The organism is Alcaligenes faecalis (assembly GCF_009497775.1).
Taxonomy (GTDB): Bacteria; Pseudomonadota; Gammaproteobacteria; order Burkholderiales; family Burkholderiaceae_B; genus Alcaligenes; species Alcaligenes faecalis_D.
Genome location: NZ_CP031012.1, coordinates 3,124,682 through 3,150,336 on the forward strand (window position 1 = coordinate 3,124,682; position 25,655 = coordinate 3,150,336).

Sequence of the window (25,655 nt, forward strand, 5' to 3'; positions counted from 1 at the left end):
AACCATCGGGCGAGTTCAGGCTGCGCCCCGATTGACACTCTGCCAAGGGCACCGACGCGCAGCGTCGGCAAGTAGTCCGCCCTGCGCCCCCTGTGCCCGCACCCCGAGCAGCGGCCTACGAAGAATGCCCCCGGCAATCCTCCCCTCATCTGCCCCCATCAAGCCCCCCCGAGCCTGCCCCCCACCCTCAACCCAAACCTCAAACCCAACAAACTTTGAACCTAAAGCACAAAAAAATCGCTCAAAACCCGCCATCCCCCTCCCCCCGTAACAAACCATCCATCAACCCGCCACATCCCCGCCAAGCCGCAGCCCGCCACCACTCTCCCCCCTGCCCATCTCCCCAGAACCAGCCCACCACATAAAACACAATCCAATCATCGGCGGATTTGCTGATCCGTTCACAGGGCAGTCATACGCCCTTCCTACACTGCCCGCAGTCCTGATCCGATGCCGACTGGGCAGCCCACCCCCACGCACAGTCCGGCCTCTCTTTCCACCTTCTCTCCTCGAGTGGCTGTATGACCTTCACCTCCCGTCCCCAAAAATCCCACACCGTGCAGCGCCTGCAGCAAGCCGGGATCTCCCTGTCCCTGGCACTGCTGCTGACCGCCTGCGGCAGCGGCTCCGGCGGTAACGATGGCCCGGCAAACCCCGGCGTCGACCCCGAAACCCCCACCGTCGAACCCGGCGACAAACCCCAGGCACTGGGCGGCAAAAAAGCCCTGATCGTCACCATCGACGGCCTGAGCTACGAAGCCCTGCTGCAAGCCCGCCAGGCAGGCCAGCACCCTGCCCTGAAAAACCTGACCATCGCCCCCGCCCAAACCGGCGGCTACGCAGGCACCGCCAGCGAACAACGCACCCTGCCACTGCCCGGCTGGGCCTCCCTGATTACCGGCGTATGGGCAGACCAGCACGGCCTGCGCGGCGTCGGCCAGGAAGCCACCAAACTCAACAGCCCCACCCTGGTGGCCCAAACCTCCGAACCTACCCAGGCCGCCCTGGCCTTGAGCACCGCCGACTACCGCACACTGTGGAGCCAGGACCTGCAAGAAGGTCGCATCATCGAAGCGGCCAACTGTACCGACTCCGACAGCTGTGTCAGCGAACAAACCCAGAAATACCTGCAAGAAGGCAAATCCCTGATCCTGGCCCAAATCCAGGCTCCAGCCCGCGCTGCCACCCAAGGAGGCCTGGGTAGCCCCGCCTACCAGGACGCCGTCAACGCCTCCCTGGCCTCGCTGGACAAACTGTTCGCCCTGATTGACAAACGCAAACAGGCCGACGCCTCCGAAGACTGGCTGGTCATCCTGACTACCAGCTATGGTATGGACGAATTCGGCAGCGCCACCGGCTCGCAGTTCAACCGGAACAAGACCAGCTTTATTGCCACAAATAAAACCCTGGCCTCATTGCCCGCAGCCGACAGCAAAATCTCCAGCAGCACCGACATGAACGCCCTGGCCTCCGTCATCGACATTGCGCCCACCGTACTGTCGCACCTGGACCTGCAAAATGAGCAATACCACTTCCGTGGCTCGCCCCTGCAAGCCGACACCCGTGTGCGTAATCTGGCACTCAGCAAGCCGGCTGACAAAAACATGGTTGATCTGAGCTGGATTCTGGAAGGCGATACCTCGCAAGAAATCCAAGTCATGCGCGATGGCAAACTGATTGCAAGCCTGCCCGCTGGATCAACCCACTACTCCGACCCGCTGCCAGTCTCGGAAAACGCCCAGACCTACTCACTGAGCTACTCGGTAAAAGCTGGCAAGGCCGCCTCCACCATCAAGGCTGACGTCGGCTACCAGCCCCCACCCAAGCTGGCCGATACCCTTAAAAACGGCCTGCGCAGCTACTACACCTTCAGCGCACAACCTTTTACCGACAGCAAAGGCGGGAGCAGCCTGCAGACATCCAGCCCAAGCACTCCAGCCGGAGAGCTGATTGCAGCCGACTTCCTGGACCCGACCCAACCTCAAGGTGGCTTGCGTCTGGTCGGCAGCAAAGCCGACACAAATGGCAACCGTGGTTATCGGCTGTCCTTGAGCCGCGAATTACTGGGTACGGGCGGCGCACAGAAACTGACTATCGGCTTTTGGTTCCGCACACCCGATAACTGCCATGGCTACGGCGCCTCCATCATGGCCAACAAAAACTACGACTCGGGCAACAACCCCGGTTTTGCGCTGGGCCTGTTCAACGCCAATGGCTGTGACATCCGCTTTAACACCGGTTATGGCGGTGGTCGCAATGAAAGTCAGGGCTACAACATCACACCTGACCAGTGGGCCTATGTGGCTGTCGTTATCGACAAGTCCAAAGGAATCATGCGCGGACACGTATTCGATACAAAAAAAGGCGCGCAATTTGGTTCGGTTGCGCTGGAGGCTCGCACGATCACCGCTCTGGGCGGGACCGGCACCAGAGAACTGAGCCTGAACGAGGACGTTACCGGCCAGTACTACAAACGCTGGGGTCGTAGCGACATCAATATGGACTTTGGCGAACTGGCCATCTGGGACCGCGACCTAAGCACTGACGAGCTAACCAGTATTTATGAATCGCGCAAACCCTTGTCCAGCCTCCAACCCTAATTGCACAACCAAGGATTTCTCATGACTCCAAAGAACACCTCATTTACTTTTGAGCGCATAAAACGCGCATCTATCTTACTGATGTTCTGCGGTCTGCTGGCCGCCTGCAGTAGCGGCAGCGACAACGATGGCTCGAACAACACAGGCTCACCAGAAGAACCTACCGAACCGGGTAAACCTACTCCAGAACCCGCACCGCAACTGAAATGCGCCCCTTGATTGACTAAGAGATTAAGCACAATGACTTCACGCCGCACATTCCTACGCAATATGACTGGTGCCAGCCTGGCGGCCGGTTCCCTAGGCGCTTTCCCTCCCAGCATTCGCAAGGCACTGGCCATTCCTGCGAACAACAAGACCGGCACCATCAAGGACGTAGAGCACATTGTGGTTCTGATGCAAGAGAACCGCTCCTTTGACCACTACTTTGGCACCATGAAAGGTGTGCGAGGTTTTGGCGACCGTTTTACCATTCCTCTGCCCAACCACCGCAATGTCTGGCAGCAAAATGTCAGCTCAACCGAAACTGTCCTGCCTTATCACCTGGACGCCACCAAAGGCAATGCTCAACGTGTTAACGGCACCCCCCACTCTTGGTCCGATGGTCAAGCGGCCTGGGACCACGGTCGCATGGACTTCTGGCCCAAGCACAAGAACCGTCACTCCATGGGGTACTACCGCGAAGCCGAAGTGCCTTTCCAATTCGCGATGGCTAACGCCTTCACCATCTGCGATGCCTATCATTGCTCAATGCACACCGGCACAAACTCCAACCGCATGTTCCTGTGGACCGGCACAAACGGTCCAACCGGCACAGGCGAGTGTACAGTCAACAATGCATGGGACAGCCTGTGGCCCTCACTCTTTGGCGGCTACACCTGGAAAACCTATCCCGAACGCCTGGAAGAAGCCGGAATCAGCTGGAAGGTGTATCAGAACCTGCCCGACAACTTCACAGACAACTCGCTAGCCGGTTTCTTGCAGTACCGTATTGCCAACGAGCAATCCGGCAAGCCAACCAATACGCCTTATGAGCCCTCGGACGACATTGGCAATCCGCTCTACAAAGGCATTGCTAACACCATGCCCGACGGCGGTTTTCTGGAGCAAATCCGCAAAGATGTACAGGCAGGTACCTTGCCACAGATCTCCTGGGTCGTGGCCCCTGCCAACTACTCCGAACACCCAGGCCCATCAAGCCCGGTACAAGGCGGCTGGTACACCCAGGAGTTGCTTGATGCTCTGACCGCCAACCCTGAGGTCTGGAGCAAAACTGTTCTGCTGGTCAACTTTGACGAAAACGACGGCTTCTTTGACCATGTACCCTCACCTTCAGCTCCCTCAATTGATCCGGTCACTGGCAAGCCCGCCGGCAAGACAAGCTTGAGCAAAGAAGAACTGGCCTTCGAATATTACAACTACCCCAGCCCACAAGGTCTGGCTGGCCAACCCCCGCAAGACGGCAAGGCCTTTGGCCCCGGCGTACGTGTACCTATGTACGTTATTTCCCCCTGGAGCCGTGGCGGCTGGGTGAACTCCCAAGTGTTTGACCACACTTCGGTCATCCGCTTCATGGAAGAGCGCTTTGGCGTGATGGAGCCCAACATCAGTCCGTACCGTCGTGCCGTATGCGGTGACCTGACTTCGGCCTTCAACTTCGCCAGCCCGAATGATGAGCCGCTGCCCATGTTGAATGGCCGACGCAGCCGCCAAGATGCCGATGCCATCCGCAGCGCCCAGGAACGTCTGGCCCAAGTGCCACAGCCCGTGGACAACCAGCGCATTCCCGTACAGCAAACCGGTGTGCGCCCGTCGCGTGCCCTGCCTTACGAACTGCACGTCAGCGCCCGTTGCGACAGCGAAAAAGGCGTACAACTGCTGTTCTCCAACACGGGTAAAGCCGCCGCTGTTTTCCACGTCTACGACAAGCTGAACCTGGACCGTATCCCCCGCCGCTACATGGTCGCTCCCGACCAGATTCTGGACGATGTCTGGGACGTGCAAGCGAACAATCTGGGTCACTACGACTTGTGGGTACTGGGCCCGAACGGCTTTCACCGTCACTTCCGTGGCGACGTCAGCGTGCTGAGCCAGCCCGAAGCCGCCCGCCCCGAAATTCGTGTCTGCTATGAAGTCACCAAGGGCGATGTCTATCTGGAAATGATGAACGGTGGCCAGTCTGCCTGCACCTTTACCATCCAGTCCATGGCCTACCGCGAAGACGGCCCATGGGAAGTGACCGTGGAGCCAGGCCAGCAGTCCAAACAATCCTGGGCCCTGAAGTCCAGCGGCCACTGGTACGACTTCGTGGTCCGCAGCAATAGCGACCCAAGCTACTACCGTCGCTTTGCAGGCCGAGTGGAGTTTGGCGAACACGGCGTCAGCGATCCGGCCCTGGGGATCCCTGCTTACCTGTAAGACTTAAACGCTCTGAATGTATAGTTCTATCGTCTGACTATGTGTGCGTGCGCACCACGCACACTTTTTTACCCCGATGCCAGTACTTGGCATCGGGGTTTTTTTATTGATTGCGAGTGATGTGAAACAACAGCGGAAAACTCGCTGATCCAGCGAGCTTAGCGAGAAAAGCGCGATCGAAGACTCAAGCCTATGTAATGCCTTCTACGTTGTCGCTTTCTTTTCACCGCCACTCTTTCATCAATGATGGGAGCCGGTTTCCGACCGCTGGCCAGATCCACCACCGAACGTAAAACAGCAGAGTAAGCCGTACGAGCAGGCAAACAAACATCGGCCCCCGCATACATGGCACGCTCACAGGACAAGGGGGACTCATCGGCCAGAAACACAATGCCGACATTATCCAGCTGCCGCATCGCGGAGATAACGGCGTACACATCAAACGCGCTCTCGCCCTCCCCATCAATAAGCAGAATGCGCAGGCGCTTTCCGAGCATGGCAAGGTCTGTAGGACTGGTTGCTACCGTCGTGCACACCCCGGAGCTGGCCAGATAATCATGCAGGGCCAGCATATCGCCCACACGCGATGATGCAGGCTGTGCAATCAGGAGAAAAACCACATCAAAATCATACATAGGGCGCGATACGCAGTCCTGTTATCACTGGCCACCTTGCATCAATTTAATAATGGCCTGTGTATGCTGGGCGTTCTGGGTTCCGATCAGCAAACGCCCGTCGGAAATCGTTTCACTGATACGAGCCACACTCACCAACTGCCCCTGCACACTCAAGAGCAGATAGTGGCCTCGTGCCTGAGCCGTGACGCTGCGCAGTTTATTGATGCCGTTCTGGTTCATCTCCAGCAGCAAAAACGTGCCTTGATCCTGAGTCGTGACAGGCGTGACGCGGTGCAGATCAGCTTGCGTCAAAACAGGCTGGGGCAGCGCATACAAAGAGGTTCCCCCCACATCGACGGCCACCAAAGGTGCTTCTGCCTTCTCTTGCGCCAGATGCAAGGTAATGACGGTTGTCGCCTGAGTACGGGAGGCCGTTGGCGCCGCCGTGCGGGCATTCGTAGTCCCACCCGAACTTTGCATGACAGGCGGTGCAGGATCCACAGGCTCGGAAATATGACGAGGTATTGTTTGCTGACAAGCAGCCAGGCCGCCCGCCAGAATCAACAGCGCTAATTTGTGCAGAATATTCATTGTTTTCTCGATACACGGCACGCACCCGTCTTAGCCGGGTGCGTGCCTGGTTACCGCATCCAACTTAGCGTTGGCCTTGAACCTCAATATCCACCCGACGATTCGGTGCCAGGCAGGCAATCAAATCACTGCGGTTGGGCTGATCACACTGCACAAGGGGGCGGTCCGAACCAAAGCCTTGCGTCACAATCGCAGAAGCTGGAATGCCCTGGGCAGACAAGGCCTGTCGTACCGTCTGAGCACGTTGCTGCGACAAATGCTGATTCGATGCCGCATTTCCGATCCGATCCGTATGACCGGAAACAGTCACGCGTTCGATGTCCGACATTTGCTTGAGCTGGCCTGCAATGTCACGAATCGTGCTCAGACCCGCGCTGGTCAAAGTTGCACTGCCAAACGCAAAGGCCACGTCCCCGGAAAGCGAGAAAGGCTGAATGGTCGCGGTTTTCGGCGTTGCATCCAGAACAGACGCACACTCGCCAGGCTTCCAGTAAAAGCTGCGGCCCAGCTTGTCCTGGTCAAACAGCACCTTGAACTGACAAGTCTTGATGCCCTGAGCCGTGTTGAAGTGGAACAGGTAATCCCACTCCCGAACCTTGAAGCCTTCGGCAAAGTGCGGGCGACCCAGCAAGTCATACAGCTGATCGCGTGTCACGCCTTCCCGAACCTGACGCAGATTGTCGATATTCGGATAAGAGCCCGTGTGAAAAGTCGCTTTATCCACCTCAGGAAACACCGGGTTTTCTGTATGACCTTCCGAGTCCACCTGACTCAGGGTTCCGCAACCAGCAAGCACCAGACTGCTCAGCAAAGCAGCCCCAAACCAATTTTTCTTCATGATCTGAATTCCTTCAAAAGTGTGTGCTGTGCATCGGCGTCAATGCGCCGATGCACCATAGAGTCAGGGCCGACTTACCATTGATAACCAATACCCACGGCACCACCGTAATCACCGCGCGAAGTGGTATTGCCCGAGAGCTTGTAAACCCATTTGCCGTTATCGGTAATGCCGGAGAAACCAATGGCCATACCGGACTCTCCACGCCAGGTGCCGCCGGCCATGGACATCATGTGTTTACCTGGCAAGTAAGCCTGAGGCAGAGACGCTGTTGCCATCGCGGCCGCCACACCTGCACTTAAGCGGTTATCCAGACGGTTGATATCGTGGCGAATATTGTTGATCTGGCCTTGCAGATTGCCCGCAACCTGATTCAACTGGCTCACGTTCACCGCATCGGTGTCATTAACGCCCGCCGCCACATTGGTAATGTGCTTGCCGGACATATTGATGCCGTTCTCGTTGATGATCGGGCCACCGTTATTGATCTGAATTTCATCCGCGTGAACATTCACCGCCGTAATGGAATTGACCTTCAGATCCTGGGACACCGACACCTTGATATCCGCGCCAATGGTCTGGCCTGCATCATTGACCCGGTCCGTCTTAGAGATCACGATGTTGTCGCCTTCAACAAAGCCCACGGTGTTGCCATTGTGGATAGGCGTGCCGTCACCGGAGCCATTATTGCCACCACCTGTGGAGCCGGAACCATTGCCGTTGGAACCACCGTTATTGCCACCGTCCTTGCCATCCGTCGGTGCTTCAACATTCCAGTGCATGCTGTCCAGAACATCTTTCAGGGATGTGTGCTGGCCACCGTTATAGGCAAACGAGCCATTTCCATCCAGACCAATGAAGGACTCGATAGGCTGGAGCTGGCCGTAATTGACAGCATCCGTCGGATTGCGACCGGCGGCCACATTGGTGATACGCATATCACCCGCATTGATGCCAGCCAGGGTGATGCTCGGGCCATTGTTGATGGTCAGGCCGGTGTTACCCAGGTGTACGTCGTTTCCTACCGCAACGCCTGCGTTATTGATGAGGGTATCGCCAGTCTTCAGGCTGCCATCAGCACCCAGATCAATGTCCTTGTTCAGCTTGACCTCAACCTGCCCGGAATCATCGGTGCCGGTCTGTTCGACCGTTACGTTCTTGTCACCAACAAAGGCAACCTGGCCGTTCGGGCCAATATTGGCGCTATTACCCTGCTCATCGGTCACATTCCAGCCAGCGCTGGCAACGTCACTGACTTGCTTGAGCTGGTCTTCAGTAGCCGCCTGGCCGCTGGTGTAGTTGTCCGGATCCCAAGTCAGATTGGTCAGGCCACCAATTCGGCCAGTATCACCATTGATCGTGATCTGATTCGCTCCGCCCACCACTACCTGCGTGCTGCCGATAGCCGTGCTATTACCAGCCGCATCTGCCACCGTGATCGAACCTGCGCCTACCGTGGTCTTATCACCGGCAGCATTGCTCACCGTGGTGCCTGCCGCTGTCGTGGAGGTCTTGTTGCCTGCTCCGTCATCCACCGTCAGACCATCGTTATTAACGACCGTGTTTCCTGTCGTCAGGCTGCCGTCCGCCCCCAGATCAATGTCCTTGTTCAGGTTGAAGGCCAGATCCGTGCCATCACGTGTGATGTTGATATTGCCGTCAGTGTTGCTGAAGTCCACCGAAGCGCCTGGTTTGACGTTTTCAGTGGCACCGCCATTGGCGCTTATGTTCCAGCCTGCGTTGGCGACCTCTTCAACATCCTTCAACTGCGACACATTCACAGCATCGGTATCATCTGTACCGGCAGCCAGATTGGTAATCTTCTTGCCGTTCATATTGATGCCGTTACCGTTGATCACCGGACCACCGTTATTGATGGTAATGCTGTTGATATCCGTCAGGTTCTGAGCCATGACCAGGTTCAACTTGTTGCCGTCGCTATCGACGCGCAGGTTGGCACCTGTGGACTCTTCACCTTCGGCCAGTTCACCTGAAATGGTCAATGGTGTGTTGTCAGCCAAGGTCTTGGCAATGGTATTGCCGGTATTGCCAGCAAAGCTCAAGCCATCGGCCTGGGTGGCAACTTCGTTACCCTTGTAAATGACATCACCCGCGTTGTTGACCACAAAGTTGTCGCCCAGGCGGGTTTCGCCCTGAACGGTCAAATTGTTGGTGGTGATGCTATCGCCATTGACGACTGTGTCACCGACGGTGACGCTGTCGCCGTTGATGATCGTATCGCCTACGGTAATGCTGTTGCCCACGGTCAGATCATCAGCCAGGTTGAAAGCCAGATCGGTACCGGTACGTGTGATGTCGATATTGCCGTCGGTGTTGCTGAAGTCCACCGAAGCGCCCGGCTTCACGTTTTCAGCAGCAGCACCATTGGCGCTGATGTTCCAGCCTGCGTTGGCTACATCTGAAACCTCTTTCAACTGCGATACATTCACCGCATCGGTGTCGTCCGTGCCAGCATCCAGATTGGTGATCTTCTTGCCACCCATATTGATGCCATCGCCATTGATCACCGGACCACCGTTATTGATGGTGATGCTGTTGATATCCGTCAGGTTCTGAGCCATGACCAGATTCAACTTGTTGCCGTCGCTATCGACGCGCAGGTTGGCACCTGTGGACTCTTCACCTGCAGCCAGTTCACCAGAGAGTGTCAACGGTGTGTCGTCACCCAAAGTCTTGGCAATGGTGCTGCCGGTGTTGCCAGCAAAGCTCAAACCATCAGCCTGAGTGGCAACTTCGTTGCCCTTGTAGATAACGTCACCCGCGTTGTTGACCACAAAGTTGTCGCCCAGGCGGGTTTCACCCTGAACGGTCAGATTGTTGGTGGTGATGCTATCGCCATTGACGACTGTGTCACCGACCGTGACGCTGTCGCCATTGATCACCGTATCGCCCACGGTGATGCTGTTGCCCACGGTCAGATCATCAGCCAGATTGAAGGCCAGATCGGTGCCAGTGCGCGTGATGTCGATATTGCCGTCGGTGTTGCTGAAATCCACCGAGCCACCCGGCTTCACGTTCGCCGTGGCGGCACCATTGGCACTTACATGCCAGCCTTGAGCAGCGTATTTGATCGCATCGTGCACCGTGTTTTCTCCGGTATCACCGATATTGCTCATGCTCAGATTGCCGTTGGGGGCCAGCGTGGCATTACCACCCAAGATGTTTTTCGTGGTGTTGGCCACATTACCCAGCACCGAATTCGTGGCATACAACTGGCTGCCATTGATCGCATCCGTGCTGCTCGCACCGATCCGGCCTGCGGCCACATTCGTCACAGTGCGTTTTTCCTGCTCCGTGCCCACGCTGACGGTAGCAACAGGACGATCCCCGGCAAAGTTACCGTAGTTCAGTCCGTTCAAAGAAGCATTCGAAGTGCCAACTGCGTTTGCTGTCTCTGCACCATCACCCAGAGCTACCGAGCGTGCATTGCCTGCACGTGCGCCCTGACCAATAGCGACGGCACGGTCGGCCGTGCTGCGGGAACCGTCACCCAGCGCAATCGCCTGCCGCTCAAGAGCCCAAGCGTCACGACCTTGTGCAATCGATGCCTCGCCAAAGGCATGAGCGCCCTTGCCCTGTGCCTGTGCATAATCAGCGGTGGCCTGAGCTTCGCGACCTACCGCAATGCTGCTATTGAACTCGGCAACGGAGTCCGTACCCAACGCAATGGAGTCGCGGTTTCTGTCCTGATTTTCTACATCAGGACTGGACTGGCCAGAGCGAGCACGCGTGCCCATGGCAATACCACGTGTCGCAAAGGCCTGGGCATCCGTACCGCTGGCCTGGGCATCACCCGCAGCCGCACGCGACCGGGTGCCAAAGGCCATGGCGTCATTGGCTGTTGCCGTTGCATTGCTACCCTGCGCGATACCGCGAGCCGCATTCACCACCGAGTTTTTACCGATCACAATCCCTTCCACTGCTGTGGAACTGGATTCTGTACCAATCACAATCGAATTCTCGACAGAGGGACCATTTGCCTGGCGATCCGTATAGGAATCCCGACCAATCACGATGGAGTTCTTGTCACGGCTAACGACGTGCGTACCAATCGCCACACCGCTCTCGTCTCGCGCCTCGGATTGGGAGTTACCAATAGTCGTGGAGTTCATCCCCAGACCCTTGATGTTGTGCCCCATCACTACAGAGGACGCCCCTTCTGCCCCAGCCATATGCCCAATGGCGACCGAGTCTTTCTCCTTGGCAGTCGCATCCGGGCCGATGGCAATCGAATCAATGGCGGTAGCAGCGGCACCGTTATTATTCTTGTTGCCCTTGTCCACACCACCATCATTGACACTGAAGTAACGAGGCTTGCTGTCGGCAATCTGCTGACCCCAATCGTCACCGACCTTCTCGGCCAGCTTCTCGTAGTCCACTGTCGCGCCCAGCGTTACCTGATCCACAGCCGATTGCAGCTGGCGCACGTTCACGGCATCCGTATCATTGGCACCGTCTTCCACGTTCACGATACGACGTGTGAAATCACTGCCTGCCTGGCTGCTGCCAACAGAAACAGCACTTCCCGTGAAGCCTTTATTGGTGAACCGGCCCAGACCAGACACATCGCTTTGTGCGGCATGAGAGTTCAAACCCAGGGCCACAAAATTGCTATCCGCATGTGCATTAGGACCAATGGCTGTACCCGTTCCCAATGCCGTTGTCTGACGGCCCACTGCGACCCCGGTATTCCCGGCAATCGCCTTGTACCCAATCGCCACGCCTTCTGTGTCAGCGCCGGAGTCCTCACCTATACCAATCGCACGGTTTGATGTAAGCCCTTGATTAGCATTCTTACCCAGACTGACGTTGCCATCTCCTAAAAGATTCAGACCGGCACTGTGGCCCAACGCCACGTTATCGTTACCATTTACACCATTGCCGGTGCCATCACCCAGCGCCACATTGAACTGACCTTTGACGTTCTGACCACTGGCCTGACCGATGGCAATATTGTGCGAACGATCACCCGGCAGATGATTGCCAGTTGCCCGGCCAGCACCATTACCGATAGAGATATTGTTGTCCGCATCGGCCTGCGCACCCAGACCCAAGGCGATACCGTTGGCGCCACTGGCCTGTGCTTGCGTACCCAAGGCAAGTGCATTGTTTCCGCCCGCCGCTGCTTCGCGACCCACCGCAACGCTGGCCAGGCCGCTGCTCTGACTATCCTTGCCAATGGCAATGGCCGCTTCCGGCTTGGGTCGGCTGTCTGCACTGGCGACACGGGCACCGTCACCCAACGCAATGGCGCTTTCGGCATCCGCCAAAGCGCCTTGGCCTGCAGCGATACTGCGGTCACCCTCTGCCTTGGACTCAGGGCCAATGGCAATGGATGCTTCGCCGTTCGCCTCGGCGTCAGGCTGCTCCGAATTGGCGCGGAAATACTTCACGCCAGGATTCGTTTCATCGACTCCCAAAGCGGTCAGACGATTGTTGATCGTGACCAAGTCCGCTTCGGCCGTTCCAATGCGAGTGCCCTGCGCCGTAATGGCCGTTTCATTGTTCGTTATACGGCCAGCATGGTCCGTAATGGCAGTCTGGTTATCGGCCAGTTTGGTCGCATGGTCAGCAATCGCAGCTTCATTGCCAGCGACCTTGCCTTCCAGCACGCCAATCTTGCCAGTGTTGGTCTGTACGTCAGCAGAAGTAGCATTGAGCTGTGTCAGGGTTGCCACAGACTCACCACCCACCGTAATCTGATCGGCACTCAAGACACCGGAGATCGTCAGGTTGCTCAGCCCCACAATGCTGCCACCACCCGTAAACTGGATGGTGCCGCCTGGGCTGGTGAAGTGAATAAGGTTGTTCTGACCGTCGCCTGGGATCTCGACCACCGCCCAGGCATTGCTCATCGCCAACGCACTTGCTGTCAGCAAGGCGAGCAATCCCATACGTGCGGAAAAAGACGAACGCTTTCCCCCTGTGACGCAAGAAGAACTGCGCTTCCCTTTGGCTTTCTTATGCTCTGAAACGGCAACGAATGTCCCGGTTTTCTCATTCCAGATGGCTTTATAGACGTGATTCATCTCTGTTCCTGATCCTTTAAGGAATACGTGTTGAGTGCTACGTGGGTGTGGGTAGGGTTGAAACTGTCTCGAACGCACAAAGGCTCCGCCCCCTCCCAGGGGGGCAGGACGCAGGGAGGTTCTATGAGGTAGCCTTGGACGGCGTGCACGCCGGCATCGACGCTCAACTGGAGATCCAGGGCCGTCTCGATTCCTTCGGCGATGACGTATTGGCTGATGCCGCGCGAGGCATGAACCCAAGAATGAAGGGCCGCAATGCCGTCCCTCTCCCGTGCCTGATGCACCAGGGACTTATCGATTTTTATGACGTGAGGACGGATCTGCCGGGCCAGATCCAAAGTGTTGAATCCGGTCCCGATATCATCAATGGCCACTTTGCAGCCCAGGCCGCGCAAGGTACGCAGCAAGCTGGCGGCGGCTTCCTGATCAAAGACAGAAGCCGTTTCGGTAATTTCCAGAGTCAAGCGACTGGCCAGCTGCGGCGCACCGCGCAGCACGGCAATCAGCAGCCGCCACCACGGCCCATACTGCAAAGACAAGGGGGAAATATTGCAGGCCAGGTGAATATCCGGATAACGCTCCAGCACCTGTAGCACCGACCACAGAACGCTGGCATCCAGGCGTTCGGTCACATGCAGCCGCTCTATGGCCTGAACAACCGACGCACAAGAAACCGGCTCCGTGCTGGCCTGTGCATCGTCCCAGCGCAACAGCACTTCGTAGTACAGAACTTGCTCGCAGTCCTGCACAAACACCACCGGCTGAAATGACAGGGCAACCTTCTCGTCCCGCATGTCTGCAAAGAAACGGGTCGCCAGAGCCATATCGCGTCGCGTCTGCTCGCAAACGGGGGGCTGGACTTCGGAAAAAGCAATGGTGCTGGCCAGAGAATGCAAATGAGACAGGCAAACCGGCTGATCACCCGATGCCTCTACCCAGGCTGGAACCACGCTGACCAGAATGCGGTCCGAGCCGCAACGCACGGGCTCGTAACACAGCGCCGCCTTGACGCGTTCCAGGAACAGGTCCTTGTCGAACTGGGTGGGCAGACGGCAATCCGTCAAGCCAATCAACACCACCTGATCAAGTACCAGAATGTCGCTGCGCGCAACGCCATAAGGACGCAGACGCTCCTGAATGGCGGACAAAAAGGCTTGCTGGAACAGGCGCGCATCATAGGCCTGGGCAAGCGATGCCAGGCTGCGCAAACCTAAAAGCAAGTAGCTGCTTGAAGGAGTAACTTGCTGCAACCAGCAGGACAAGGACTCTACCGATCGGGCGCTCATTACGCGCCCCGCACCGTCGGTCGGTACCCTGGACGCTGAGCCTGAATCAGCGCCTGGCTTTCAACCGGGCAGCGGTCAAAAAGCCTCCTTTATGTCAACATCCATTCCATAACAAATAGACACGTTTGTACGTGGAAATTACGCTGAAAAGGATCATTTCGATGCGCTATTCGGTTGGGACTAAAAGGAGGCTTCTTGTCAAAATCGCAGGCCTATTTACGCCTTTTCTTAACCATTGTTGACGCTTGCCTATGGCTGGCTGCAACGTTCTTCAGAAAGTGCATCAGCCAGACCTACTTCGTGTTGACACACTTGTGGCCGCCGCTAACACTTAATCAGTATCTGCATCTGAAACACAGCGTTAATAAAAAATTACGTAATAGTTTTTATTGCAGTACGAGCTACCTCAATCGCCGTTTACGTGGCAGCAGGTTTGCATGCAGTTAGTAAAACTTGACATCGCGTGGCCAACATTCCACTAGACCATCTTGGGTTTACTAACATCGATTGCACTGAGATGCAGTCGACAGGGGGGGGGAGGGAGGCTGCGCTTTGCGCTAGGAAGATGGGTACTATGAGTAAGAAATATGGATATGCACGCGTTTCAACACAGGATCAAAACCTGGACCTACAGATCGCGGCTTTAAAAAAGGTGAATTGTGATCATATCTATACGGATAGAGGAATATCCGGGGCTAAAGCCTCGCGTCCAGGCCTGAATCATCTGCAGCGAAAACTGAAATCGGGCGACACGCTGATTGTCTGGCGTCTGGATAGACTGGGCAGGTCATTGCGCTATTTGGTCGACACCATTGATCGCCTGGGCAAAGAGAATATCCATTTCATTTCCCTGACGGAAAATATAGACACCACCACATCGGGCGGCAGATTGCTTTTTCATATGATGGCCGCCCTGGCCGAATTTGAACGATCGCTGATCAGCGAACGCACTCGCGCGGGAATGGCAGCGGCACGTGCCAATGGCAGACCACTAGGCAGACGCCCTGCCCTGTCCCCTGCCCAACACAAAGAAGCCCTTATTGCGCTGACCAATCAAGTACCGCTGGAAATCGTTGCGAAAAAATATGACGTACACCCCAGGACTATCCGCCGCATCAAAGCCACGGCCTCGTCGTAGCGGTGACGGTACACAGTGCTTGAAGAAGCAAGACACACTGCCGCCAGGTTCAGCCTTGGCGGCATCACGGCTCTTTACTGCACCAGCTGATTCATTTCGATAATCGGTAGCATCACGGCCAGCACAATCAGCAAGACCAAGCCCCCCATCAGCAGAATCATCAAGGGTTCCAACAAGGCGGTCATGGTCAGGGCCTTGCGCTCCAGTTCGGTCGACAAGGTCGTCGCGGCCCGATCCAGCATGGGGGCCAGTTCGCCGGTTTTTTCTCCGCTGGCAATCAGTTGCACTAATAGCGGCGGGAACAAGGCACTGCGCTGCAAGGCGGTCGCCAAAGGCAGACCCTCACGCACATGGATAGCGGCCTGATTCACGGCATCGCGCAAGGCCAGATTGGATACGGTGCGTCCAGCAGCTTCCAGAGCAGTCAGCAAGGCGACATTGCTACCAGCCAGAATGGCCAGCGTGGCGGCAAAGCGAGCAGTATCCACGCCCAGCAAATAGCCCCCCAGAACAGGCACGCTTAGCAGGCGTCGGTGAAAGGCCAGCCTCAAGGCTGGTTGTCGCAGCAGGAAAGCCACCAGCACGGCCGCCAATACCAGCACGACAAATAGCACAACGCCCCACTCGCGTAGCAGATCGCTGGCACTGATCATGACGCGGGTCAGCATGGGCAATTGTTGCTTGGCTTGGGTGAAGGCCCCCACCACTTGCGGGACGACATAACTCAGCAAGAACACCACCATCGCCACTGAAATCAGGCTGACGATGGCCGGGTAAATAAAGGCCGTCAGTACCTTGCCGCGCAAGGCTCCGCTGTCCTCGATGAAACTGGCCAGACGATCCAGCACTTGCTCCAGTTCGCCGGACTGTTCCCCTGCCCGTACCAAGGCCCGATAGATTTCCGGGAAGTCGCGCGGGTGATTGGCCAAGGCATCGCTCAGGCTTTGACCGGCACGAATATCAGCACGCAAGGCGGCCAGCAATTGCACCAAAGGCCGACGAGTCGCCTGCTCAATCACCACACCCAGGCTGGCCTCCAGAGACAAGCCTGCCGCCACCAGACTGGCTAACTGACGGGTCAGCCAGGATAACTCGGTACGACGCAAACCCGCACTGCGGGCACGGGCGGCGGCTCGGCTACGGCCCGCCTTCAGGGAAACCGTCAGCAACCCTCGGGACAGTAATTGCTGACGCGCCAGCCGTTCGCTCTCGGCCTCAAGCACACCCCGTTCGCTGCGTCCGGCCTGGTCCACCGCTTCATAGTGATAGGTACCCATGCTGTCTCGCCCCCCTATAACTCGCGCGTGACGCGCAATACTTCTTCAGGGGTACTGATGCCCTGCTCTACCCAACGCTGGGCATCTTCACGCAAGCTGCGCATGCCCGATTCACGTGCGGCCTGACGCAAGGCGGGTTCAGCTCCGGCGGCATTCAACAAGTGCTGAGCGCGTTCGTCGATGCGATACAACTCGTGAATCCCGGTACGGCCTTGATAGCCCGTGTGGGCGCAATGCTCGCAACCATCCGGGCTGGCCCGGTACTGCCCATGTTCTGCTGGCTGACGGCAATGTCGGCACAACTTGCGTATCAGCCGCTGAGCCAGCACGCCACGCAAGGTGGAAGCCAGCAAGAAAGGCTCTACACCCATATCCACCAAACGGGTGGCAGCGGACACGGCATCGTTGGTGTGCAAGGTGGCCAGCACCAGGTGCCCCGTCAGGGAAGCCTGTACCGCAATCTGCGCGGTTTCCAGATCCCGAATTTCCCCGATCATGATGATGTCCGGATCCTGTCGCAATATGGCGCGCAAGGCACGTGCAAAGCTCAACTCAATACGGGGATTGACCTGCGTCTGGCCTACACCGGGCAAGTCATATTCAATTGGATCTTCCACCGTCAGCACATTGCTGCGCGCCGTATCGACTCGCCCCAGAGCCGCATACAAGGTGGTGGTTTTACCGCTGCCGGTAGGCCCGGTAACCAGCACAATGCCGTGTGGTTGATGAATCAGCTCGTCCAGTTGAGCCAGGATGTCCGGGGCCATGCCCAGACGCTCCAGCTCCAGTTGCCCGGCTGACTTGTCCAGCAAACGCATTACGGCGCGTTCGCCATGTCCGGTAGGCAGAATCGAGACACGCAGGTCCAGGGCCCTGCCCCCCACTTTCAGGGCAATACGGCCATCTTGGGGCAGGCGTTTTTCGGCAATATCCAGACTGGCCATAATCTTGATACGGGACACCAAAGCACCATGCAAGGCTCGACGCGGGCTGACGATATCGCGCAAGCGGCCATCCACCCGGTAACGCACGACCGAATGGGTTTCATAAGGCTCCAGGTGAATGTCACTGGCACCGTCCCGCACCGCCTGGGTGAACAAGGCGTTGATCATGCGTATGACCGGCGCATCGTCCTGGTTTTCCAGCAAGTCGGTTACAGCGGGCAGTTCCTGCATCAGGCGATCCAGGTCCACCTCGTTGGCCGCCGCATCCACTACGCTGGCGGCATCATCTCCCTGCGCGTAACTGGCATCAATCAAGGTATCCAGTTCCGCATCCGGGACTTGCCGCTCGTCCAGCTCGGGATAGCGTCGCCGCAATTCCACCAAGGCCCAATCCGGTGTACGTTCGCTAATCACCAGCGTGCCCACACCTTGCTGCTGCGTCAGCACCGCGCGATGCTGACGTGCCCAGGAGTACGGCAGGCGGGTCATAAAGACTCTCGCAGGTCCACTGCACCACCGGCTTGTGGCAGAACCATATGGCCTGCATCGGGGTGGAACCAGGTAGAGCGATCCGGCAAGCCCGTCTGCACAGCACGCATGTAGTTATAGCGGTCCAGGGACAGGCTCTGGCTGTCTTGAGCATTACGCACAATATGGGGGCGCAGGAACACCATCAAATTGGTTTTGGTGCGCTTGCGTTTCTCGTACTTGAAGAGGTTGCCCACCAACGGAATATCGCCCAGCAAGGGAACCGATTGCTGACCATCCTCAATCGAGTCTTCCAATAAGCCGCCCAGCACAATAATCTGCCCATCATCGACCAGGACATTGGTACTAAGGGCACGTTTACGCGTGACAGGCGCGCTGGGCGATACCGACATAGTAGGATCCAGGCTGCTGACCTCCTGGTACAGAGCCATCTTGACGGTCCCACCTTCGGAAATCTGCGGACGCACTTTCAGGGTCAGGCCCACATCCTCGCGCTGAATGGTCTGGAAAGGATTGCTAGCCCCGTCGCCCGTGGTGGTGTATTGCCCCGTCACAAAAGGAACGGTGCGGCCTACCATGATGCTGGCCTCTTCGTTATCCAGCGTCATCAGGTTTGGAGTGGACAGAATATTGGTGCCCCCCTGGCGTTCCAGCGCACGCGCCAAGACACCCAGATTGACCACTTGCTGGCCCAGCACATTCACCGTGCCTTTCACCACACCAAGACTTAAACCCGCTGCCAGCGAATCCAGTGTGGTGGCCCCGGCCTTGGTGATACCGCTGCCGCCCAGATTGGCACCACCCACAAAGCCCGAACCATCCGCAATATTGCCGCCGCCTGTCATCCACTGGATGCCGAACTCAGCCGCATTCTCCGCATTCACTTCCACGATCAGGCTTTCAACCAGCACCTGCGCACGGCGTTGATCCAGCTGGTCGATCACTTCACGCAAGCTGCGATAAACCGGATCGGGGGCCGAAATAATCAGGGTATTGGTGGACGGGTCGGCTTGAACAGTAGCACCACCCGCACTGAAGGCTACGGTGCCACTGGCATTATTGGCGGCACTCAAACCCATCTCGCCTTGGGGCTGCTGGCCTGCCGTTGCCGAAGTCGTCATGGCCTTGGCACCGCCAGTGGTGTTGGCATTGGTATCAGGAGCCAGACTATTGTTGTTCTGCTGCTGATTCCCGGTAGCCGTGTTCCCCGAACCCGATTGTCCGGTCAAGGCAGCTCGCAACACTTCCGCCAGTTGCACGGCCTGGGCATTACGCAGATAGACCACATGCAGATTGCCCTTATTGCTTTCCGGGCTGTCGATACGGCGTATCAGGTCACGTGCCAGATCCAGGCGGGCCGGACTGCCTGCACGCACCAGCACGGAGTTGCTGCGCGGGTCTGCCACCACGGTAATGCGCTGTGCTACATCGTTGCCGGGCGTGTCCAGCATTTGCGAGGCCAAAGCAGCTACATCCAGAGCCACCCCGTAATCAATCGGGATGATGTCCGTATTCAATCCTGCGGGGGTATCGATCCCGGCAATCACCTGAGCAATACGGTCCAGATTGTCGCCATAGTCGGTCACGACCAGGGTGTTATTGGAGGGGTAAGCATTGATAGGGTTGTTCGGCGAAATCATGGGCCGCAACACCGGCACCAGGGCCGTAGCGTTTTCATAACGCAGGGTGAACACACGGGTTTCCAGCTCGCCACTGCCGCTGGCCCCGGCACCGGCGGCACGCACGGCACCGCCTTGTTGACGCGCTTCGGCTTCAGGCACAACCCGGCTGACCTTGCCATTACGCAATACCGCAAAGCCTTGCATACGCAGGGCAGACAGCAGCATCTCGTAGGCGGTACGGGCATCTACCGGCACCTCGGACACCAGGGTCAGTTGTCCTTTTACGCGTGGGTCCACGATAAAGTTCTGGCCGGTAAAACGCGCCAAGGCGGCCACCACACCGTCCAGCTCGGCATCCACAAAATTCAGCGTAATGTCGTTGCCTTGCGGGAACTCGGCCGGGTCGGGCAAGTCGATCGGAGCCGCACTGCCCCCGACACGCTGCGGAACCCGACGCGTCACGGCAGGCGACGGCGTATTGCTATTGGCAAAGCGCGGGTCTGCCTGGGTACTACGCACAGGCGTCTTGCCGACCGAGGCGAAAAACGAAGAAGGATCGGGACCGGGTTCAGGCTTCTGACCATTGCTCGCACAGGCGCTCAACAGCGCGGCTGCACCCAGGCTCAAAAGGAAGCGAGGCCGCAGCCCAGGAAGTCGTTTAGTCAAGGTACTCATAGTCAAAATATCGTTATTCCTGCTTGCTAGTCGTTGTGGCTATTCGCCATTGGGTCACACCCTGACGCTGAGGCCCCAAGGCCTCTAATAACTCTTTGAATCGTTGATCGTCGGCTTGTTTGGCTTGGGCCCGTCCTTCAAACAGCCCGCCATCCGGCCCCCACTGACCTTGACCTGCCAAGGTCAAATCCCCCGCCAGGGTTCGCAGGCTAAGCTGCACGCCCTTGCCCTTGCGGCTGACTGCCAATTGGTAATCACCCAGCTCGGCCTGGGCCGCTAAAGCAGAGCGCGCATTGCGCCAATCCAGCTCCAGCAACGGTCCGTTTTCAGCGGCCAGCGCCTGACTGGGCCAGCGCAGCTGCAATTGCCCTTGCGGCTGCACGGTCTGCAACAAGGGATGCAAGCGTCCTAATAGCGCGGCGGGAGCCGTCAGGCTTTGGCCCGAAATACGCCAACCTTGCAGGCTGGCCTGCAGACGCACAGGCTGGTCCAGCCAGCCATGGCTTAATTCCATTTGCGGCCAGGGCGTCAAACGCCAGCGCCAGCTGACAGGGCCAGGAACGGTGCGAGCCAACAGCCCCGAACCGACTACCAGCAAGCCTTGCCCGGAAGCCAGACTGCCGTGTGCCGTTTCCAGCCGTAGCGGCAACTGCGCGGGCTGCCAGGCCAGCATCATGCGGGCAGGCAGAAAGGGCACAGCGGCCAGCAGCAGGCACAGTGCCAGCAAGGCCCACGCCATGATCTTTGCCAGTTTCTTCATGAAGGATCTCCCGCGCGCAGCACAATGCGGCCATCCAGCAGACCTGCACGTTCACGGCTATCCACCACAGAGCGATTCATGCTGACTTCCTGCACCGCAAAGCCCAGCACACGGGGGGCGTGCATCAACCAATCCATCAAGGCGGGAGCCGCCACGGCTTGGCAGACCAGAACACGCTGCTCAGCCTGAGGCTCCTCTGTCTGGCACTGGGTACCCAGGGTCTGCAAGCTGCGCTGCAAGGCCTTGTCCTGTCCTTGCGCGTCCGCAGGCGCTACCAGTTCTTTATCCAGCACCTGAATCTGCGCCAGCACAGTTTGCAATTGCGCCATCTCGTATTGCAGACGGGGCAGCTCCTGTTTTGCCAAAGCCAGATCACGAACGGCAGGACGTAGCAGCAGCAACCACAGCAACATCAACACCAGCAAAGCGCCCAAGACCGACAAGGCCAATTGATCCCGACGGCTCAAGGCTTGCCAGTACTGTCTGGCTATCGAAAGCTTGCTTTGCAGGGTCAGCAGTACAGGCTGGAGGGCCGTGAATTTGCTCATTGCTGCGCCCCCTGCTGGCTGGACGCCTGCGCTGCTTTGCTGAAGCCAATTTCCCATTGGCGGGCGGACTCGCCCTGCTTCCACTCCAGATCCGATTCAGCTGGCAAAGGCTGTGCAGGCAGCTCGCTGGCCAGAGTCAAAAGCAATTGCTGATCTTTGAAATTCAATGCCCGCACCTGTCCTTGCAAGGCCGGCCACTGCACGGCGCTGGCCATCAATAAACGATCAAAGGGAGCCGAGGCCGGGCTCTTCTCGGCCAATAAACCATCGCGATGCTGTCTGGCCTGCGTCAAGGGTGCGACGATGACGGGTAAATGCGGCAAGGCTTGCCGAACAGCCTGTTCCATCTGGGTCTGTACCTGCTTCATTTGAGAGCGCAGCGATTGCGCCTGCTGCTGCAAGACCAGGGTCCAGCTCAACACCGCCGCCAAGGTCCACCACAGGCTTTGTCGCAGCACACTGCTTCCGCCATTCGATGCCATCTCGGGCATCAGCAAGGAGCAGGCGGGTACGGTCAGCGTTTGGCCTTGCCCCTGCCTGTCCTGCTCATGGCCATCGGACCAGGCATAGACTCCACTCAAGGGCAGCCCCAACTGGCGCGCCTGCTCCCCCAAGGCCAGCAGGGGCAGGCGCTCCGTCCAGGCCAATTGACTCATCCCGGAAGGCCCCGGTGCCGAACAGGCCACCCACACCTGTTCGATAGGGCTCAAGCACATGGGCTCGACCGCACTGCATGCCACCGCCTGCCGCCGCGAAGCGCTGACCGAAGGAATACGCGCTTCCGTCACCGTCGCCATACCCGCAGGCAGGACCAGTTCCAAAGACCGGGCCAGTGCCTTGAACTCCTGCACCTCTCCCCGCCCACGGCGCAGCACCTTGGCGCGCTTGTCCCGCAGCACAAAGTCCACCGGCTGATCCAGCCTGGGCGGAGAGTCCAAATAAATACGCAGCACTTTGCTCATCACTTCAACGAATCCAGACAATCCGGCTGCGGTCCGCAGCCCTGTTGATCAGGGCCTGGGTCGCCACCCGGCTATGGTCAAGTCGCAACTCACCACTTAATAAAAACCACTCGCTGCGCACACTCAGCGTTTGCCCTTCCAGCGCCTCCTGACGTTGCAAGCGGGCTTGCACATCAGCCTGATCCCGGAACCACTGGCCCCGGTCGCGCTGCTCCAGCAGGCCACGCCACTCCACCAGGCTGACGGACGGCTGCACCGCCGCCAGCACCTGGGCACTGGCGGTATTCACATTCACGGATTTGGCTTGCGGCAGATAGCTGAGATAAGGCTCCAGCTGCTTGGCCTGTTGCGCTGCATTGGGAAAGAAGTCCTGCAAATGGGAAGGCCAGGGAGCTTGCCCGACCTGCGCCCGCTCCAACCGCTGGGCCAGTTCCAAAGCCAGCGACGGCGGCTGCTGCACACTGCCCAGCAGTTGCTCCAAGGCCTGCACGTAGCGGGCCTGAATACGGCCATCGCGCAGCAATAAGGCCAGATTGAATTTGCCCTGCTCGTCCTGGATATAGCCGGAGAAGTAAGCCGCACGGGTCTTGTCCGGAGTCTCTATCTTCAGCTCGCTCAGAGCCTGCGCCCACAGTCCGCCTTTATGGGTGACAGCGGAACGCTGCAAGTCCAGACGCAAGACCAGCACGGCCCAATCCAGCGCGCCACGCAGCAGCCAGTTGGCCTGCATGTAATCGCGCTCGCTGGCCAACTGCGTTGCCAGCCCGCTTTGACGCTGCACAATGCCCATGGTGGCAATGGACACTGCCATCACAACCACTAGCGCATTGATCACCGCCATGCCTTGTTGGGATACTCGTTTCATAGCAGCATCACCACTTTGCGGTATGGGTGCTCCTGCCCTTCCAATTGCACGGTCAGCTCTATGCCAGTCGCCGCTGCTCCGGCCTGCTCAGGCCACGGCCAGCTTTGCCAGCCACGCGCCGGAATCCAGATACGCAAGTTCCAGGCAGTAACCTGCTCCAGCACATCTTGCAAAGGGCCCAGCTCGGGCAAGGGATACACCGTTCCCGCCTGGGCAATGGCCCGTTGCAACACGCCTTGCTGCAAACGCCATTGAATCTGCTGGGTTCCTGCACCAGCCTCCGCACGGCGCTCAATCATCAGAATGGCCGGGCCTTCGCCCTTGGCTTGCCAGCGAATACTGGCAGGCAATACCGCCATCGCCCCTGTCGGGTCGGCAGGACTGGACGCGGTGGGTAGATGCAGTTCCAGATCCCGGCCCATTTGGGATAGGACATTGAACAAGGCCTGGGTCTGACGTGCCTGTCGGCCAAGCTGTTCATCCGCATGCAGGACCGCATCCAGACCACGCCAGGACATCAGGCTGATCAAGGCCATGATGGTCAAGGCCACCAGCATTTCCACCAGAGTGAAGCCCTCCTGGCCTGCGTCTGTCATGGCAAGGACGCCAAAGTCGCGTGTAGCTCGGCCAGCACGGGGCCTTTGGGCAAGGACGCTTGTACCGTTACCTGACGAAAGAAACGATTGGCCGTGGCTTGCACGGTTTGCTTGCACTGCAAATTCAAGGAGCCCTGGCGACACGCGACCACGGTTTCACCCGGCTCGGGAAACAGGCGGCGCAGGCGCATCTCGGCCACCACACCATCCACGGCCAGCAGCGCCAGGCTGCGTTCATGCATGGCCTGACTACCGGAGGCGCTAAGGCCCAGCGCACGCAATCCGGCGGTCAAGGCCACCGAGACGATTGCCAGTGCAATCAATACTTCAATCAAACTCATGCCACGCTCTGTCATGACTGCACATCAAAACGGCCCGTCGGGTCGCTGCGTAAATGCAGGACCTCGTGACCATCATCCAGCTCCAGCTGACGCGGCGCGGACAACCATTCATTCACAAAAACCCACGGCCCTGCCGGCTCCAGACGCACACGCAGCGACTCCAGAGTCCAGGATCGTTGGGGAAACAATTGGGCAAATCGGGCCTGATCACGCTGCCAGCCCGGCGTGGGGCTGGAGCCATCGGTAGCGTCCGGGATCAGGCTGAAGCGATAGCCTTGCTGATCCGCGGTCCAGGCCACGCTGCGCCCGCTTTCACGCACATAGCTTTGCAATTCGGCCAGACGCAGGGCCAGTTGGCGGGCCTCTCGCTGTATTCCCTGATCCCGGTCCAGTACCAGCACGCTTAAACCTGCGCTGCTGACAATGCCCACGATCAGCAAGACCACCAGGGTCTCGATCAAGGAAAAGCCCCGCTGTGCCACATCAGTCCCAATTGCCTATATCGGCATCGCTGCCCGACCCACCGGCCTGCCCGTCCGCCCCCAGCGAGAACACATCAATCTCGCCATGAACACCGGGCTGCAGATACTGGTACGGATTGCCCCAAGGATCATTGGGCAGACGGTCCATATAAGGACGCCAGTTGCGTGGCTCGGGCGGTTGAGCAGGTCGCTGGTGCAACGCCGCCAAGCCCTGAGCAGTACTGGGGTAACGGCCGTTATCCAGGCGGTACAGCTTCAATGCCTGTGTCAATGCAGCAATATCCTGACGAGCGGCCACTGCACGAGCCTGATCGGGACGGTCCATCAGGCTGGGGACAACCAGGGCCGCCATAATGCCCATGATGACCACCACCACCATGACCTCAATCAGAGAAAAACCTTGTTGAGCGCGGGACTGAAGCGAGCCGGCCAAACGGCGTGCCGGACGGCGAGAGAAAGTAGATCGAGACATGAGAAGGAAATAAGCTACCCAAAAAAACCCAAGCTCTTGTCATACGGGCTTCATGCAGCACACGCACACTAAGAGCCCTTAAGA

Annotated in this window: 20 protein-coding genes and 1 pseudogene; 4 read left to right on the forward strand and 17 right to left on the reverse strand. The window is 58.2% G+C overall.

The features are described from left to right. The first annotated feature begins 521 nt into the window (after positions 1–521). Genes DUD43_RS14470 through DUD43_RS14480 form a run of 3 tightly spaced genes read left to right on the forward strand, consistent with a single transcriptional unit; the run spans position 522 to position 5,018 of the window. Positions 522–2,600: a LamG-like jellyroll fold domain-containing protein gene (locus DUD43_RS14470; protein ID WP_153230821.1), complete on the forward strand. Its 2,079-nt coding sequence runs from the start codon at positions 522–524 to the stop codon at positions 2,598–2,600. A 21-nt stretch (positions 2,601–2,621) separates the two neighbouring features. After that, on the forward strand, positions 2,622–2,819 hold the full coding sequence (locus DUD43_RS14475) for a hypothetical protein (RefSeq protein ID WP_153230822.1): 198 nt from the start codon (positions 2,622–2,624) through the stop codon (positions 2,817–2,819). A 21-nt stretch (positions 2,820–2,840) separates the two neighbouring features. Further along, positions 2,841–5,018, forward strand: coding sequence for a phosphocholine-specific phospholipase C (locus DUD43_RS14480; protein WP_153230823.1), 2,178 nt, complete (start codon positions 2,841–2,843; stop codon positions 5,016–5,018). A 158-nt stretch (positions 5,019–5,176) separates the two neighbouring features. Here DUD43_RS14480 and DUD43_RS14485 read toward each other — a convergent pair whose 3' ends face one another. The 6 genes and pseudogenes from DUD43_RS14485 to DUD43_RS14505 form a co-directional block, all read right to left on the reverse strand. Then, positions 5,177–5,653: a hypothetical protein gene (locus DUD43_RS14485; RefSeq protein ID WP_153230824.1), complete on the reverse strand. Its 477-nt coding sequence runs from the start codon at positions 5,651–5,653 to the stop codon at positions 5,177–5,179. Positions 5,654–5,677: 24 nt separating this feature from the next. After that, the gene (locus DUD43_RS14490) at positions 5,678–6,226 is read right to left on the reverse strand and encodes a SecDF P1 head subdomain-containing protein (protein ID WP_153230825.1); all 549 of its coding nucleotides are present in this window, start codon (positions 6,224–6,226) and stop codon (positions 5,678–5,680) included. A 64-nt stretch (positions 6,227–6,290) separates the two neighbouring features. Next, a complete protein-coding gene (locus DUD43_RS14495) occupies positions 6,291–7,064 on the reverse strand; it encodes an OmpA family protein (protein WP_153230826.1) in 774 nt (257 codons plus the stop codon). A 74-nt stretch (positions 7,065–7,138) separates the two neighbouring features. Further along, positions 7,139–12,964 (reverse strand): YadA-like family protein, encoded by a 5,826-nt coding sequence (locus DUD43_RS14500; protein ID WP_228125809.1) that lies wholly within the window; start codon positions 12,962–12,964, stop codon positions 7,139–7,141. A gap of 78 nt (positions 12,965–13,042) precedes the next feature. After that, positions 13,043–13,114, reverse strand: a pseudogene (locus DUD43_RS19440) (ESPR domain-containing protein); the annotation flags it as partial. Next, entirely contained in the window at positions 13,111–14,400 is a 1,290-nt protein-coding gene (locus DUD43_RS14505) for an EAL domain-containing protein (RefSeq protein ID WP_153230828.1), read from the reverse strand. The gene DUD43_RS14505 and the pseudogene DUD43_RS19440, both read right to left, overlap by 4 nt. Before the next feature lie 574 nt (positions 14,401–14,974). Between DUD43_RS14505 and DUD43_RS14510 the strand changes: the two genes are divergently transcribed. Further along, positions 14,975–15,538: a recombinase family protein gene (locus tag DUD43_RS14510; protein ID WP_153230829.1), complete on the forward strand. Its 564-nt coding sequence runs from the start codon at positions 14,975–14,977 to the stop codon at positions 15,536–15,538. A 74-nt stretch (positions 15,539–15,612) separates the two neighbouring features. On the opposite strand, the gene gspF is transcribed toward DUD43_RS14510, so the two are convergent. From gspF to gspG, 11 genes are read right to left on the reverse strand one after another with little or no spacing between them, the layout of a single operon-like run. After that, positions 15,613–16,815 (reverse strand): type II secretion system inner membrane protein GspF, encoded by a 1,203-nt coding sequence (gspF, locus tag DUD43_RS14515; protein WP_153230830.1) that lies wholly within the window; start codon positions 16,813–16,815, stop codon positions 15,613–15,615. Between the two features lie 14 nt (positions 16,816–16,829). Beyond that, complete coding sequence (gene gspE, locus DUD43_RS14520; RefSeq protein ID WP_042487051.1) at positions 16,830–18,248, reverse strand: type II secretion system ATPase GspE; 1,419 nt, start codon at positions 18,246–18,248, stop codon at positions 16,830–16,832. Beyond that, entirely contained in the window at positions 18,245–20,545 is a 2,301-nt protein-coding gene (gspD, locus tag DUD43_RS14525; protein WP_153230831.1) for a type II secretion system secretin GspD, read from the reverse strand. Before gspD ends, gspE begins: the two co-directional genes overlap by 4 nt. Positions 20,546–20,558: 13 nt before the next feature. Next, positions 20,559–21,305 (reverse strand): type II secretion system protein N, encoded by a 747-nt coding sequence (gene gspN / locus DUD43_RS14530; RefSeq protein ID WP_153230832.1) that lies wholly within the window; start codon positions 21,303–21,305, stop codon positions 20,559–20,561. After that, a complete protein-coding gene (gene gspM / locus DUD43_RS14535) occupies positions 21,302–21,853 on the reverse strand; it encodes a type II secretion system protein GspM (RefSeq protein ID WP_194273402.1) in 552 nt (183 codons plus the stop codon). Before gspM ends, gspN begins: the two co-directional genes overlap by 4 nt. Beyond that, on the reverse strand, positions 21,850–22,815 hold the full coding sequence (locus tag DUD43_RS14540; RefSeq protein WP_153230834.1) for a GspL/Epsl periplasmic domain-containing protein: 966 nt from the start codon (positions 22,813–22,815) through the stop codon (positions 21,850–21,852). The genes gspM and DUD43_RS14540 overlap by 4 nt, the downstream gene beginning before the upstream one ends. Before the next feature lie 4 nt (positions 22,816–22,819). After that, positions 22,820–23,680, reverse strand: coding sequence for a type II secretion system minor pseudopilin GspK (gspK, locus tag DUD43_RS14545; RefSeq protein WP_153230835.1), 861 nt, complete (start codon positions 23,678–23,680; stop codon positions 22,820–22,822). Further along, a complete protein-coding gene (locus tag DUD43_RS14550) occupies positions 23,677–24,276 on the reverse strand; it encodes a PulJ/GspJ family protein (RefSeq protein WP_153230836.1) in 600 nt (199 codons plus the stop codon). The genes gspK and DUD43_RS14550 overlap by 4 nt, the downstream gene beginning before the upstream one ends. Continuing rightward, entirely contained in the window at positions 24,273–24,632 is a 360-nt protein-coding gene (gene gspI, locus DUD43_RS14555) for a type II secretion system minor pseudopilin GspI (RefSeq protein ID WP_153230837.1), read from the reverse strand. Before gspI ends, DUD43_RS14550 begins: the two co-directional genes overlap by 4 nt. Beyond that, a complete protein-coding gene (locus DUD43_RS14560) occupies positions 24,629–25,099 on the reverse strand; it encodes a type II secretion system protein (RefSeq protein ID WP_153230838.1) in 471 nt (156 codons plus the stop codon). Before DUD43_RS14560 ends, gspI begins: the two co-directional genes overlap by 4 nt. Position 25,100: 1 nt before the next feature. Continuing rightward, positions 25,101–25,571 (reverse strand): type II secretion system major pseudopilin GspG, encoded by a 471-nt coding sequence (gspG, locus tag DUD43_RS14565; protein WP_153230839.1) that lies wholly within the window; start codon positions 25,569–25,571, stop codon positions 25,101–25,103. Between the last annotated feature and the right edge of the window lie 84 nt (positions 25,572–25,655).